This is a genomic window from Pseudomonas sp. QD4, assembly GCF_049199125.1.
Taxonomy (GTDB): Bacteria; Pseudomonadota; Gammaproteobacteria; order Pseudomonadales; family Pseudomonadaceae; genus Aquipseudomonas.
Window position 1 is genome coordinate 792,832 of the sequence record NZ_JBLZOM010000001.1, and the last position, 13,113, is coordinate 805,944.

Consider the following 13,113-nt stretch of genomic DNA (forward strand, 5'->3'; position numbering starts at 1 on the left):
GCCTCACGGTTTGTGGCTATCGGTGGCCACACGCTACAGGCGGAGCTCGGTTGGCCCTATCCAGAATCGGCAACGCACGCGCCAGGCGACGTACCGAAACAAACAAAAATGAAGTTGCCGAAAATGGCTATCGACTTGGGAGTTCAGCCCTTAGCGTTCGGGGTGTAGATAACCCGGCGAGTGCGTCTCGCCCCTTCGAGGAATAAGAAGATGGCTAAAACAATATCGGTTATAGGCACCGGCCTGATGGGCTCTGGATTGGCCAGCACGCTGCTTGCGGCAGGCCGTAAGGTCACGGTGTGGGACGGTCGCCCGCAGGCCGCCCAGCGCCTGGTGGTAAAGGGCGCCACTCTCGCCCCCTCGTTTGTAGACGCCGTTCATGCAAGTGAGTTGACCATCATGATTATCAGCAGTGCGGCGGGCGGTGCGTCACTGATTGAAAGCCACAGCGAGAAGCTGGACTTGAGGGGGCGCTTTGTGGCCAATCTCAGCACCTCCATGCCCGAAGACGGACCACGCTTTCGCGCCGTGGTTGAGCGTCGCGGCGGGGCCTTTATCAATGCCGCCATTTCCTCCTACCCTGACCTGATTGGCGGGCCTTACACGGCGATCCAATACGCCTGCGCGCCGTCAGTCTGGGACGAAATTGCGCAAACCGTCACCCCGATGGCGCCTCAGGGCACCATTTACACAGGTGAAGACCTCTCGGTACCGCCCATCGTCGATGCTGCCATGACCGGCAGTTTTTACGCAGTAGGCCTGGCGGGATTCCTGGAAGCCGCGGCCTATGCCAAGACCCAAGGCGTGAGTGCCGGCCAATTGGCGGAGTTCGCGGACAAGATGCTCGACCTGCTGCGCTATAAAGTGCAAAAAAGCATCAAGGAAATCGAGGCCAACGATTTCAGTACCATCCAGGCAACAGTCGACGTGTACCTGGACGCCGTCTTGCAATGGCGCGACGCACTCAAGGCCAGCGGTCTGCGCGCCAGCCATATTTCAGCGCTCGCCGACGATCTGAAAACAGCGCAGGACGCAGGCCATGGCGCCTTGGGCTTCAACTCCCAATACCTGGTAGCCGGCGCATAGGCCTCGGCGCAGCTAAACAAAAGCCGGCTCCAACAGAGCCGGCTTTTTCATGTCCACCGGTTTAATGATGGCGTTGATGTGCGCCCAAACGGCTGACCGTCTCGGAAGGCAGCTCGCCGAAAAAATCCTGGTAGTACTTTGAGAAACGCCCCAGATGGCTGAAGCCCGAATCCATGGCCGCGCCCTGGATCGTGTCCTTGGGTGAGGACATCAGCAGCTTGCGGGCCGTGTTCAAGCGCACCGACCTCAAGTAGTTCAGCGGTGTCATGCCCAGGATGTCTTCGAAACTGTATTGCAGCGTACGGCGGCTGATCCGTAGATGGCTGCAGAGATCCAGCACACCGATATCCTCATCCTGAATATGTTGCGCGAAGAACTCACAGCTCCTTTCGACGATGTACGCCCTGGTCGACGGTGGAATCACCAGATGGCTGGACCGCTCGTAATCAAGAATTTCCTGCACGCAGTCAAACACCTTTCCCAGGCTGGTGCTGAAAGGTGTCAACCCGATGCCGGCCTGGGCACCACCGAGGTGAGACTTGAGGTTCGACTCAAAATCGACTTGGGTCTCTCTGGTGGGCTGAATGAATCGTTCGAAAGGCTTGGACTCGCTGTTCAAGAACGTTTCAGTGTTGAAACTCTCAAAAAAAGCCGCTTTGCTGACCGTCAACATCAGCGCTTCGATGGGAGCTTTGGCGACTGCATGGAAAGAGCGTCCCGACGAAATATGGAAAGTGTTCGCATTGACATATCGGCCGTTGAGCAAGACATCTTCGTCCGAGCGCACGTTGACAATGACGATTGAATCCAACGGAACATGACAGATCTGCTCGACGCAGGGGCTGTCCATGGTCTCGCGTGTAATCAGCATCTTCCCTGCAATGGAGTGGCTGGCGATGGCACCGTGAAAATGTGCCTTTTTCTCCAACTGATGGTAACGGTTGTCATCCCATTCGCTCAGGCATCCCGCGTGCTCGAACGCGTCGTGGCTTTCCATGAATCGAAACTGGGCAGCGTGTGGGGAGGTAAGTGTAGCCATCATGCAATCTCGCAGTCTCTCGGGTGACACGGGACTGAATGCAAGCTTTGCGCCGCTCCTGTATCGCCAACTCTCGGAGTTCGACCCACAACACATGCAGCTGTCTAGAGCGCACTTTCCAGGCCGAACAAAAAAAGCCGCTGGAGGCACTCGGAGGCTTGGCTGATTGTATCGACGGTCGATATGCCCGCTACAAACTGGGTCATCCGACCCATACTGGTGCGATTTTACCCAGCCCACATCGAATCAATCGAGAATAAACTACCCACCCCCAGGCTCTCAGGGCCTAGCCGAAATGCCCGGCAGTGGCCCCGCCATCTAATGAATAGGCGATCCCGTTGGTGTAGCTCGCCTGGTCCGAAGCCAGGTGAAAGATTACCTTCGCGACTTCATCGGGTCGGGCAAATCGTGCCAGTGGTACTTCCTTGGCATAGGCCTTCATCTCGGCGTCCGGGTCATCCGCTTCGGCAAACAGGCTCTCCATCATTCTTGTCTGAACAAAGCCCGGGCATACCGCATTACTGCGGATGCCCCAAGGCCCGTAATCAAGGGCCAGGCACCGCACCAGCCCGAGGACACCGTGTTTGGACGCGCAATACGCGGCGTATCCCGATGCTCCACGCACCGATGCATCAGAACCGACTGCCACAAACGCCCCACGCTGCTGCACCATGAAAATCGGCATTGAATACTTGGCCATCAACCAGGTCCCGGTGAGGTTCACCCCCATCATGAATGCCCACTCCTGGCCCGACAGCTCGTGAACCAAGCCTGTTCGAGCTACGCCCGCACAAGCCACTACAGCATGCAATGCCGACCTGATGGATTTCACCCACTCAAACAGTGCATGCACTTCGTGCTCTTGAGAGACATCGACAACCCGGGAAAGGAACCCTCCCCCCTCGACTTTTTTTGCGGTCTCCTCCAGCCCGGCCAGCGATAGATCACAGCCGATGACGCTGTAACCGTGCTCGGCGAAATGGATTGCGGTTGCCTGGCCGATACCGGAACCCGCTCCGGAAACAACCACAAGGTGCTTTTCATTGTTCACAGGTGTGCTCCACGTTGCCTTGAGGCTGAGCGCCTAACGTAGCGTCGAGCAACTCACTGGCTGTAGCCAATATCGGCAAGCGGACGGCTTGCCAAAAACGGATACGGGGTCGCAACCGCCCGGCGTAGGCTCAATACAGGTCGCAGTTACCCGCGGCCGGCAAGACTGAGTAATGCAGCCATAATAATTCTCTAAAACAGCCAAAGCGGACGCCCTCGCAAGCACACGTCCGGAGAGCAACGACATGAGCAAAGCTGACGTTGGACACGGCACAGGAATGATGACTACAAGCGAAAGCTTGAACACGGATCTGTTGAAACAACTGGAGGCCATGAATCAGCCTGAACACACGAACTCCGAATGCTGGAGCAGTGCTGCCCCGCTCGTTCGAGAGGCTTCTTTCTGGATTCTCCTGGGGGCTGCTCTGTGGATCGGCACCTTGCTGGCTGTAGGAGCGACGGCATGAGCACATCAAGTAGCGTCGAACAAGAAGCCCTCGCGGGCCGGCTGCCGGTTCTATCGGGCAACCGCGTATACAAATCCTATGGCTCGTTCCTGTGGACCTGCTGCGCATTCAGTGCAGCCACCTGGGCGTTCCTGATTGGCAGCTACCTGCCCTATGTCGGGGACTGGCGGCTCGGTGTCATGGGCTACGTGATTGGCCTGATTATCGGCATGGCGCTGGTGTCGCTCGCGTCCGGAGTACCCAGCTACAAGTACGGCACCGACCCGATCGATACCGCCAAGGCATCTTTCGGTTATCGCGGCATCGTGGTGCCGCTGTTCGGTCTGATGGCGACATTGATCGGCTGGTCTTATGTGGTCGAGGCGCTGACTGCCAGAGGGGCGGCAAATGTCGCGGCGACCGTTACAGGCACCCAGGTCACCGGCGACTCACATGAACACCTGGTCATAGGTGTGGCGTTGCTGGCGTTGTTGGTTGTGTGGTTCATCGCCTGCAAGGGGCCGAAATTCTTTGAGCGCCTCAATGGCTATATCGGCCCGTTGCACATGCTTATCACATTGGTGATGTTCGGCATCCTGGTGCACAAGTTCGGGCTCGACAATCTATGGCACAACCAGGTGCCACAGGATCAGATGCTCTCCCATGACCCGGTACAGGGCTTGGCCCTCGCGGTCGAATTTGGCGTCTCCAACTCAATGACGTGGTGGCCGATCATGGGTGGCCTGACCCGCCTGGTCAAAAGCAAACACCATGTCATGGGCCCCTCGATCATTGGCGTGGGCATCCTCGGCGCTGCCGTTGTCTCAACCGTCGCGGCCCTCGCCGCGATCAGCGCCGGGACCTACGACCCCACCATCTGGATGATTGCCGTGGGCGGCCCGGTGTTCGGATCTATCGTGATGAGCATCGTCCTGACGGCCAACATTGCGACCATGGTGGTGATGATGTACCTGGCCGGGGTTTCCATTCAGCAGGTGAAATTCTTCGCGCGATTGAAATGGGAGCTGCTGCTCGCGCTGCTCCTGCTGCCCGGGGTGTACTTTGCCTTCGAGACCGAATGGTTGCTGTCCAAGGTGATGAGCTGACTGTCGTACAACGGCGTGATGTTCGTCGGCATCTCGGGCATCACACTGGTGGACTATTTCATCCTCAGACGCGAACAGCTCGATGCGCCCAGCCTGTTCGCCTCGCGCAACAGTCACTACGCCTATTGGGGCGGCGTCAATTGGCTCGCCGTCGGCATCAGCATTGTGGCGGTGGTGGGCTACCTGGCGATGTACGATCCGGTGACGGTGGCGATGAGTGGGTGGTTCCGTTACCTCGGCGCGGCCATTCCGGTCATCGCCCTCTCGGGCGCCGCGTATTACCTGGCGGTAAGGCTCGTCGTGGCGCCATTGGGCAAAGGTCATTACACCAAAGGAACGGCGATCAGCAGCCGGCCCACACTTGACCCCATCCCCGGGCCCGGCGCCATGAAGGTCAGCCTCTAACCGACCTGCTGCAATCCTGCCGATGCCCAGCTCCCGCTGACCCAGCATCAGCCTCCCTCTCGGGGCGTCTTAACAGGCGCCCTTTTTTTGCCCTGTACATAGCCCCCATGCGCAAAGAAGGCGCTGCGTAGGCCAAGGTCGGCCACCCATGGCAGCAGATGAGTGTCGGGGTCGAGAAAACCCGCGATTTGTCGCAAGCGCCACCGAAGAGCGGAGCAATATAGCGCTGGCGGGGACTTAAGACTCGGCGGTCGTCGCGGGCATCAGAATACTCGTCCATAACGCGATCGCCGTTTCGACCATTTGCTCGCGAACACCGGATACCGGGCTTAGCTGGTCCTGATAAAAGAAGATCCCATCGATCTGCGTCGCGATCAACGCGGCGTAAGTTCGAACCTGATCATCAGGCAATTGCGGGCTGATCTCGGAAATCAAGCGGCAGAAGCCCATCAGAAATTGATCGTACTGCTCAACCATCAACGCCTTGATGGACGGGTCGTGACTGGCCAGCGCGCCCATCTGGAAAAAGAACTTGCCCGTGGCGGTATCCAGCGTCGCTGCGGAGTTTTCGCGGATGGCCACAGCCAACCTTTCAATGGGAGTCTCGGCGCGGGCATGTTCGACCAATTGATTCACTGATTCGACATACTGGCCCAGCTTTGCCGCGATCATTTGCCGGCAAAGATTCTCAGTGTTGCCACAGTAGTGTTGAAGGTTGTTCAAGCTGATCCCCAATTCCTTGGCGACCTTGCGCGCGGAGAACTGGGCATAACCGTCCTGGACGAACACCCTCGCGGCGGCATCGTTAATGTCTTCGATCTTCTTCAGCCGCCTGCCGGCACGGCTGTAGGGGCTGACCTCCCCAACTTTGATTTGACCCTCTTCCGATAGCACGCGCTGGCGGCTCCTTTGTCGCGTTACGTCACTGGATACGTCGGCATCTTACGCCTGGACGACGCACTCATTGCAGGCGCGGGTGAGCAGCACCTGTCGAGTTGCCGATTCCGGATAAGCCGTACTCGCCTTCAAGCGTACATTTCGCTGCAAACCACAATCAATGCGATTACCTCAGGGGAATATCATGGTTCAACAACTCACGCTGCTCGGTACAGGCCTGATGGGCTCTGCTTTAACGAACCGTTATCTGAATCGCGGCGTGGAAGTGACGGTGTGGAACCGTTCCCCTGAGCGATCCGCGCCGCTGGTCAAAAGCGGCGCGCGGGCAGCGCTCAACCTCCCATCGGCGCTTGAGGCAAACGCCCTGGTACTGGTCGTGTTGCTGGATTACAGCGTTTTCAGAAGTGTCATGGCCGGTCATGAACCTTTGATCTCAGGGCGCGACTTTATCAATTTTATGACCGGCTCGGCCAAAGACGCCACCGAACTAGCGGCTTACATCAGTTCCCACGGGGGCCGTTACCTGGAGGCTGCAATAGAGGCCTACCCTGACGACATTGGCCAGGAAAGCACGTTGATCCACTACTCGGGCCCTGAGGACATCTGGTTGCGGCACGCAGCGCTGCTGCGATTGCCAGGCGCTGCTTCGCGCTGGATCGGCGAGTTGATCAGCGCGGCCAATGTGTTGGATGCCGCCATGGCGGGTGCGTTTTACAACACCGGTATCGGTGCCTTTCTGGAGGCCGTGGACTTCGCCAGGAAAGCTGGGGTCGGCATCGAACCACTCGAAAACTGTCTCGTTTACTTCCTCGACCTGCTGAAAACCGAACTCACTGCGGTCATCAATCACCACAAGTCTGATGACTATCGAACGGACCAGGCGACCCTCTCCATTTATGTGGCGGCAGTGAAATCCTGGCGCCAGACCATGCTCGATAGCGGGCAGCGCGCCAGCCTCTTCACCGCCAACCTCCATTGCATGGAAATGGCCGTGGCTGAAGGGCGCGGCCATCTCGGGATAGCCGCCACCTACGCCAGCCACCTTCAAGTCCCGGGTCAAAAACAATGAACCGGCTTAAGGGTAAAGTGGCACTGATTTCCGGCGCTGCATCGGGCATCGGCGCAGCCAGCGCCATCCGTTTTGCAGAAGAAGGCGCCAGGGTTGCCTTGTGCGATGTAGATGGCGTGAGGGCTGGCACCGTTATTGAAGCCATACATGCAACAGGTGGCGAAACGCTATTTATCCCGCTGGATGTGCGGGATGAAGAGCAATGGATCAGCGCATTCGAAGCGGCCGTGGCGCACTTCGGAGTTGTCGATGTGGTGATGAACTGCGCGGGCATTGCGCTGGCTGGCAACGTCGAAACCATGCGTTTTGAAGAGTGGAACAAAGAATTGTCGGTGAATCTGCATGGCACCTTCTTCGGCATAAAACATGGGTTTAAGCACCTGAGAAAGCGTGGTGGCTCGATCATCAATCTGTCTTCGATCGAAGGCATGGTCGGCCATCCCGAATATGCCGCCTACTGCGCCGGCAAGGGTGCCATTCGCAACCTCACCAAATCAGCGGCACTGCATGCGGGCCGAAGCGGCTACAGGATCCGAGTCAACAGCATCCACCCTGGGTACATCGTTACACCAATGATCGGGAACGATCCGGTCGAGCTGGAGCGGTTGGCAAAGTTGCACCCCATCGGTTTTTTGGGCGAAGCGGTCGACATCGCCAACATGGCGCTGTTTCTCGCCTCGGATGAGTCTCGCTTCGCAACAGGTGCTGAATTTGTGATCGACGGAGGCTTTATCGCGCAGTAGCGAGCCGGCGCGGAGCATGCCTATTCGCCTGCTGCGGTCGGGGCGGCATAGGTTGGGGCACAACCGGAGATTTCAGTGCTGAATCAGAGCCCTGATCAGAGGTCTGCGGCGCCCCCCCCTGAAGTCTGTGACTGATACTTTCTGGAAGCGTGCGAGGGCGTTAAATCACGGCGATTCAACTTCTGACAGCCTGGCTTAGGGATGCATGTGCGCCCAGCCACACCTGTACCTTCTCCATTGTTTTTCTTTCCTGCTCCCCTTCCATCACAACGCCTTCTACAAGCCGAGCCTTGGGTGCGTGCTGCGCAAGCACGTCCAGGCTGTCACCCAGGCCTTAGCCTCTATGAATGCCCGGGCCTGACCGGGGTAACTGCTGAATTGAGCTCACAAGGCCACGCACTGCTGGAAGGCTAATAATCAAGCGCTGTACACCCCTAAAGTGACCTCACACCCGCCCAGGAACATAAAGATGACCGAGGTCACTGTAGTTATCGGAGCCGGCTCGATCGGCCAAGCCATCGCTCGGCGCGTCAGCGCTGGCAAACATGTGTTGCTGGCAGACTTGCAGCAAGCAACTGCAGATGCTGCCGCAAAGGTCATGAGCGACGCAGGTTTCCAGGTTACGACAGCCAAGGTTGATGTCTCATCCCGCGAGTCGGTCCAGGCACTCGTCGCCCAGGCGACGTGTATTGGCGACATCACCGGCGTCATCCACGCCGCAGGCGTTTCCCCGTCTCAGGCCGCGCCTGCCACCATCCTCCAGGTCGATTTATATGGCACCGCCCTGGCGCTGGAGCTGTTTGGCGAGGTCATCGCCAAAGGGGGATCGGCCATCGTTATCGCCTCGCAGTCAGGCCACCGCTTGCCGGCGCTCAGCGTCGAGCAGAACCGAGCCCTGGCGTTGACCCCGACTGAAGCACTTCTTGCGCTGCCGATGCTGCAACCCGAGCGGGTAACCGATCCCCTGAACGCCTACCAGATCTCCAAGCGTGGCAACTCGCTGCGCGTGGCGGCGCAAGCCGTTCGCTGGGGCAAGCGTGGTGCACGTGTCAACACCATCAGCCCGGGCATTATCTTCACGCCCCTGGCCCGGGATGAACTCAAGGGCCCGCGTGGGGATGGGTATCGGCGCATGATCGAATCCTGCGCGGCCAAGCGTGGCGGTACGCCCGATGAAGTCGCGGCGGTCGCGGCGCTGCTGATGGGCCCCGAAGGGACATTCATTACCGGCAGCGACTTCCTGATGGATGGCGGTGTGACCGCTCAATACTGGTACGGCGCTGACCAGTAGCGTCACAGGCCGGCCGCCGCGGTTCTAGCCTGGCTGGCGCGCCCACTCGCGCACCGCTTCCGCGAACATCCGCAAGGCCATCGGTGGATGTCGGTTGGCCGGGTAGTAGAGGCAGGCACCGGCATAGGAAGGGCCCCAGTCAGGCAGCAGATGGACCAGGCGCCCGGCCTGCAGATGCTCCTCGACCTGATGTTCAGGCACCCAGGCGATGCCGATACCCGCCAACGCCGCGTCCGTCATCAGGTTGATGTTGTCCATGGTCATGGGGCCGTCGACATCGAGGCTGGATGATCGGCCCAGGTGATCGAGGTCCCAGCGAAATAGCGTGCCGCTGGCAAAGCGAAAACGGATGCATCGATGCGCCTTGAGGTCATGGGGTGCCATGGGCGCCGGGTGCCGACTCAGGTACTCGGGCGACGCCACTGCGGCAAATCGCACGTCCGGGCCGAAACGCACCGCGATCATGTCCCGCGGGACATCGTCGAACAACCGAATGCCGGCATCGAACCCATCGGCGACGATATCGACCAAGCGGCTATCCGCCACACACTCGATATGGATCTGCGGGTTGTCCTGGAGAAACCGGGGCATGACATGGCGGATCAACAGCTTGAATGACGATTCGGATGCGCTCAGGCGAATCAGGCCCGAGGGCGTATTGCGCTCCGAGGTGACGTCGTTGACGGCGCATTCGAGCTCACCCAGCAGCGGCTGCACCCGCAGGAAGAGTTGCTCACCCGCCTCCGTCAAGGCAACCGAGCGGGTTGTCCGATTGAACAGGCGCAGTTCAAGGCGTGATTCCAGGCCACGCATCGAATGGCTCAGCGCCGAGGCCGAAACCCCCAGCATCCTGGCCGCGCCGCTGAAGCTGCGTTGTTCAGCGATGGCGACAAAAGCGGTCAACTCGGGAAGGCCGGCCCGGATCATTAGTGAATACTCCTCAACTATCTATGAAGCGTGGTGCCAATTGTTGAGCAAGGCACAGGAATCTAAAGTGTACCGGTCCCCCAATCCTTGCGAAGGAGAAGAAACATGCAGAAACGTCAGCTCGGCAAAAGCGGCCTGGAAGTGTCCTCCATCGGCTTGGGCTGCATGGGCCTGAGCTTCGCTTATGGCCCTGCCCTGGAGCAAAAGGCCGCCATTACCCTGATCCGCGACGCCTTCGACAAAGGTGTCGACTTCTTTGACAGCGCAGAGGCCTATGGGCCCTACACCAACGAAGCACTGCTGGGCGAAGCCTTGGCCCCGATCCGGGATCAGGTGGTCATTGCGACCAAGTTCGGCTTCAAAAACGGCCGGCCGGATGATGGTCTGGACAGCAGCCCTGAAACCATCAAGGCCGTGGTCGAGGCGTCGTTGAAGCGCCTCAAAACCGACCGTATCGAACTGCTCTACCAGCACCGCATCGATCCACAGGTACCGATTGAGGAAGTTGCAGGCGTCGTGAAGCAATTGGTCGAAGCAGGCAAAGTCCTGCACTTCGGAATGTCGGAGGCCGGGCCCGACGCAATCCGCCGCGCCCACGCCGTGCTGCCAGTCGCCGCCCTGCAAAGCGAGTACTCGCTGTGGTGGCGCGAGCCGGAACAGCAGATCCTGCCGGTACTGGAAGAGCTCGGAATCGGCTTCGTTCCATTCAGCCCCCTGGGCAAAGGCTTCCTCACCGGCGCCATCGACGCGAACACCCGGTTCGCGGAGGGCGACTTCCGCAATGTGGTGCCGCGCTTCACCGAAGAGAACCGCAAGGCCAATGCGCAATTGGTCGAGGTGCTCGGCCAGATCGCCGAGGGTAAAGGTGCAACCCGGGCGCAGGTGGCCCTGGCCTGGCTGTTGGCACAGAAGCCCTGGATCGTCCCCATTCCAGGCACCACCCGGTTGCATCGGCTGGAAGAGAACACCGGCGCTGCCGACCTCCTCCTGACCCCGCCCGATCTGGCTGTCATCGCCACGGCGCTGGAGCAGATCAAGGTGGTGGGTGATCGTTATCCGGCTCATCTGCAGAAAAACGTTAATCGCTGACGGCCAACCCCCTCGCCCACTGCCGGCGCCCGTGTAAGGGCCCTGGCAGTGTTGTTTCATCCTTGCAGATTCCGAGAGCCTCTCTCTCCCCGCATTGGGGCTCGCAAGCGAAGGCCTCTCAAGCTGCAGTGAGCGGTTACCGCTTTTCCCCAGGAAACAACGCCCGGCTGATAAACCCTGACGTGCTGCTTAGCGCCTCGCCCAGAGCCTCCAGTTGGATTCGATCGTACTGGGCGCTGATGCCAATACCGGAAACCACGAAACGCGGTTGGTTGTGGTGGTCAGTCACGGCACTGGATACCACGCTGACGCCGCGATACAAGTTGCCATCATCAATGGCCCAACCGGTGTGCAAGGTTTGACGAGCTTCGTCCAGATAGCTCTCGAAGCTCGGCGGGCTTTCCCAATGCAGGCGGGCGAAACGGCGGCGTAGTTCGTCTTCGGGCAGATTGCGCAGGCCCGCAATACACCGCCCGCTGGCACCCAACAGCTCTGGCATACGGGTTTTGAGATTAACGTCGATATGCGCCACGGCCGGGATGGCACGGGCGATGGCGTGCATGTAGTTATCGCCGGTGACCTCCCACAGCAAGACCATGATGCGGTGGTTCAGGCTCAGGCGTTCAAGCTCTGGCTGGATAAGGTCAGCGTAGCTGCGACCGATAAAACTGACTGCCAGTTCGGAAAGCCCCAACCCCAGACTGTAGGTCTTGCCGCTATCGCTGAAGGACACCCACTGTTCATTGGTCAGGGTGCGCAGGATGTTGAAAGCACTGCTGGGGCTGATACCCGTTGCCCGGGCAATAGCCGCAACGCCTTTGGGCTCGGTGCATTGGGCGAGATGACGGAGGATTTGAATGGCGTTGACCACCGCGCCGACTTCTTTAGGACCGGGGGCGCTCGCCGTCGCGGTGTTGCTTTCTTTTTCTGAAGTCATATTCACTATTCGAATTAATATTCTTTATGGCGAATGAATTCTAAGGGTTACTGAACCTCAGTCAACGGGCGCAAGCGCGCCTAGCGCTTTCACGCATCAAGGGCCACCACGGCTTCACCTGACAGCTTAATTTCACCTGCCTGGTTTCGGCTGGTGATCTCCAGGCGTGCGGTGCCGGCAGCCATGTCTATCTCCACTACTTTGCCGGAACTGCTCAGAGCATCGCCGACCTGGGTCACCGCCACGAACCGCACCGAGAACTGACGCAAACGCTCCTGGGGCACCCAGCGTGTCAGCACATGGCCCAGATAGGCCATGGACAGCATTCCGTGGGCGAACACATCGGACCTCCCGACCTGCTTGGCGTAGTCGATATCCACATGGATCGGGTTGTGATCGCCAGAGGCGCCGCAATACAACGCCAGTGTCAATCGGCTGATGGGTTCGGCAGTCAGCGACGGTAAACAGTGGCCGATTTCGATTTCGGAAAGTTTCACCTACGGCTCCTCAATGGCATATGACCAGGCTATTGCGCATTAGCGCGACCAAATGCCCAGCGGCATCGGTGACACGGGTCTCGCGAACCACAAACTCCAGCGCGCCCTCTTTCTTGTCATAGATGTCGACGATCCTGGTCTCGAAACTCAGGCATTCGCCGGCAAAGACCATGCGGTGATAGGTAAAACCCTGTTCGCCGTGCAGTATTCGCCCGTTATCCAGACCCAGGTGCTTGAGGGTGGCGGCTGAGCCCCCAGCTTCCATATCCAGGCAGAAGAGGAAGGTCGGTGGCACCGGCAATAGCGGATAACCCGCGTCGAGCGCTGCCGCTTCGTCGCTGTAACACGCATCCTGCTGCTGGGTTGCCTTGGCAAAAAAACGCAGGCGACCGGCTTCGACCACTTGCGTGTGGCTGGAAACCAAGGCGCCGATATGACTTTTGTCGATCATTTACGGTACTCCTCGGCCATCGCTGACCTTAAAACCGGGTGGCTACATCGCCACCCGCGCTTGATGTTCCTGCCGCCTGC

General features: G+C 59.1%; 15 protein-coding genes. 8 read left to right on the top strand and 7 right to left on the bottom strand.

The features are described from left to right. Positions 1-180 precede the first annotated feature (180 nt). On the top strand, positions 181-1,086 hold the full coding sequence (locus ACOZJV_RS03550; RefSeq protein WP_421546850.1) for an NAD(P)-binding domain-containing protein: 906 nt from the start codon (positions 181-183) through the stop codon (positions 1,084-1,086). A 61-nt stretch (positions 1,087-1,147) separates the two neighbouring features. On the opposite strand, the gene ACOZJV_RS03555 is transcribed toward ACOZJV_RS03550, so the two are convergent. After that, on the bottom strand, positions 1,148-2,083 hold the full coding sequence (locus ACOZJV_RS03555; RefSeq protein WP_421546851.1) for a helix-turn-helix domain-containing protein: 936 nt from the start codon (positions 2,081-2,083) through the stop codon (positions 1,148-1,150). A gap of 328 nt (positions 2,084-2,411) precedes the next feature. Continuing rightward, positions 2,412-3,176, bottom strand: coding sequence for an SDR family NAD(P)-dependent oxidoreductase (locus tag ACOZJV_RS03560; protein WP_421546852.1), 765 nt, complete (start codon positions 3,174-3,176; stop codon positions 2,412-2,414). Between the two features lie 244 nt (positions 3,177-3,420). On the opposite strand from ACOZJV_RS03560, the gene ACOZJV_RS03565 reads away from it, so the two are divergent. The 3 genes from ACOZJV_RS03565 to ACOZJV_RS03575 are packed head-to-tail and all read left to right on the top strand — an operon-like array spanning position 3,421 to position 5,132. After that, positions 3,421-3,642 (top strand): hypothetical protein, encoded by a 222-nt coding sequence (locus ACOZJV_RS03565; RefSeq protein WP_421546853.1) that lies wholly within the window; start codon positions 3,421-3,423, stop codon positions 3,640-3,642. Beyond that, on the top strand, positions 3,639-4,727 hold the full coding sequence (locus ACOZJV_RS03570) for a hypothetical protein (RefSeq protein ID WP_421546854.1): 1,089 nt from the start codon (positions 3,639-3,641) through the stop codon (positions 4,725-4,727). Before ACOZJV_RS03565 ends, ACOZJV_RS03570 begins: the two co-directional genes overlap by 4 nt. After that, the gene (locus ACOZJV_RS03575; protein WP_421547576.1) at positions 4,728-5,132 is read left to right on the top strand and encodes a cytosine permease; all 405 of its coding nucleotides are present in this window, start codon (positions 4,728-4,730) and stop codon (positions 5,130-5,132) included. 237 nt (positions 5,133-5,369) lie between these two features. On the opposite strand, the gene ACOZJV_RS03580 is transcribed toward ACOZJV_RS03575, so the two are convergent. Further along, positions 5,370-6,026, bottom strand: coding sequence for a TetR/AcrR family transcriptional regulator (locus tag ACOZJV_RS03580; protein WP_421546855.1), 657 nt, complete (start codon positions 6,024-6,026; stop codon positions 5,370-5,372). Positions 6,027-6,213: 187 nt separating this feature from the next. Here ACOZJV_RS03580 and ACOZJV_RS03585 point away from each other — a divergent pair, with 187 nt between their 5' ends. The 3 genes from ACOZJV_RS03585 (at position 6,214) to ACOZJV_RS03595 (ending at position 9,132) form a co-directional block, all read left to right on the top strand. After that, positions 6,214-7,098, top strand: a complete 885-nt coding sequence (locus ACOZJV_RS03585; protein WP_421546856.1) for an NAD(P)-binding domain-containing protein — start codon at positions 6,214-6,216, stop codon at positions 7,096-7,098. Continuing rightward, entirely contained in the window at positions 7,095-7,841 is a 747-nt protein-coding gene (locus ACOZJV_RS03590; protein WP_421546857.1) for an SDR family oxidoreductase, read from the top strand. Before ACOZJV_RS03585 ends, ACOZJV_RS03590 begins: the two co-directional genes overlap by 4 nt. 469 nt (positions 7,842-8,310) lie before the next feature. After that, entirely contained in the window at positions 8,311-9,132 is an 822-nt protein-coding gene (locus ACOZJV_RS03595) for an SDR family oxidoreductase (protein WP_421546858.1), read from the top strand. A gap of 24 nt (positions 9,133-9,156) precedes the next feature. On the opposite strand, the gene ACOZJV_RS03600 is transcribed toward ACOZJV_RS03595, so the two are convergent. Beyond that, on the bottom strand, positions 9,157-10,059 hold the full coding sequence (locus tag ACOZJV_RS03600) for a LysR family transcriptional regulator (RefSeq protein WP_078473457.1): 903 nt from the start codon (positions 10,057-10,059) through the stop codon (positions 9,157-9,159). Positions 10,060-10,164: 105 nt separating this feature from the next. Here ACOZJV_RS03600 and ACOZJV_RS03605 point away from each other — a divergent pair, with 105 nt between their 5' ends. Continuing rightward, positions 10,165-11,148, top strand: a complete 984-nt coding sequence (locus ACOZJV_RS03605) for an aldo/keto reductase (protein WP_421546859.1) — start codon at positions 10,165-10,167, stop codon at positions 11,146-11,148. 136 nt (positions 11,149-11,284) lie between these two features. Here the strand turns inward: ACOZJV_RS03605 and ACOZJV_RS03610 are convergent, their stop codons facing one another. The 3 genes from ACOZJV_RS03610 to ACOZJV_RS03620 all read right to left on the bottom strand — a co-directional run bounded on the left by ACOZJV_RS03610 (position 11,285) and on the right by ACOZJV_RS03620 (position 13,033). Next, positions 11,285-12,085 carry an IclR family transcriptional regulator gene (locus ACOZJV_RS03610; RefSeq protein WP_421546860.1) on the bottom strand — a complete coding sequence of 267 codons (801 nt, stop codon included), beginning with the start codon at positions 12,083-12,085 and terminating at the stop codon, positions 11,285-11,287. Between the two features lie 89 nt (positions 12,086-12,174). Continuing rightward, positions 12,175-12,582, bottom strand: coding sequence for a MaoC family dehydratase (locus ACOZJV_RS03615; protein ID WP_421546861.1), 408 nt, complete (start codon positions 12,580-12,582; stop codon positions 12,175-12,177). 10 nt (positions 12,583-12,592) lie between these two features. After that, a complete protein-coding gene (locus tag ACOZJV_RS03620) occupies positions 12,593-13,033 on the bottom strand; it encodes a MaoC family dehydratase N-terminal domain-containing protein (RefSeq protein WP_078473461.1) in 441 nt (146 codons plus the stop codon). Between the last annotated feature and the right edge of the window lie 80 nt (positions 13,034-13,113).